We start from the raw sequence: 1,042 nt of genomic DNA, 5'->3' as shown, positions 1-1,042 counted from the left end.
CCGTCGGCTACGTTGGTAACCTTCTTGCCGGCGGCATCGATACCGGACTTGGTCAGGCTAGGACCGCCTGCGATCTTAACGCCGTCGTTGTTCACGGTGGTGTCGCCGGCTTTGACGCTGTTCACTACCAGGTCTTTTTTCAGCTTAACGGTCACTTTATCGTCTCGGGCTTCGGTGGTGATGTTGTCGTCGCCGGCAACGGTCACGGTGGAGCCGAGTTTTTCGACATTGGTGCTGCCGCTGTCGCCGTTGAAGGTCAGGCCTTTGCTGTCAACGGCGGTTTTGGCATCCACACCTTTTTGGATTTCGGCTTTGGTGCCGTCAGCCAAATCGATGCTGTAGTCGGTCACGTTGTCGGCCTTTTCAGCGGCGGTAACGGTCACTTTGCTCGAACCGGCGCTCGCAGTCGCGCCTTTGGCGTTGACGGTGTAAACGTCTTGGCCGTTAGTGTCGACGGTTTTAACCACGTCTTTGATGTTGGTACCGGCACGTACTTCGGTACGGGCGGCGGCGCTTTGCTGTTTCAGCTGGCTGTAGTTGACGGCGTCGTTGTCATCGGTACCGGCGGCAACGTTGGTGATCTTGTTGCCGGCGGCATGGATGCCTGACTTGGTCACACTCGGGCCACCGGTAATGGTGAGGCCGTCTGAATTCAGTTTGCTGTCGCCTGCGGTCACGCTGTCAACGATGATGTCTTTGGCCAGTTTCAGCTGTGCACCACCGGCTACGGTTTCGCTGATGATGTTGCTGTCGCCTTTGACATTGATGGTGTCGCCCAATGCGTAGTTGTTGCTGCCGGCGGTACCGCCGAAGTTGATGCCTTTGGCGATATTGGCGGCGTTTGTCGCTACGTTTTGGTTGGTCGCAAACAGTTGGCTGCCGTTAACGGCGTCTTTGCTGTTGGCATTGAGGTCACCGTCGGCTACGTTGGTAACCTTCTTGCCGGCGGCATCGATACCGGACTTGGTCAGGCTAGGACCGCCTGCGATCTTAACGCCGTCGTTGTTCACGGTGGTGTCGCCGGCTTTGACGCTGTTCACTA

Annotated in this window: 1 pseudogene; it reads right to left on the bottom strand. The window is 57.3% G+C overall.

Features of this window, described 5'->3' with window-relative positions:
- Positions 1-1,042: pseudogene (locus ACTHUM_RS15100) on the bottom strand (hypothetical protein); the annotation flags it as partial.

Source organism: Neisseria sp. P0021.S006 (genome assembly GCF_051956895.1).
Note: the sequence above shows the minus strand (reverse complement) of the source record. Positions and strands in the feature narration are given on the sequence as shown.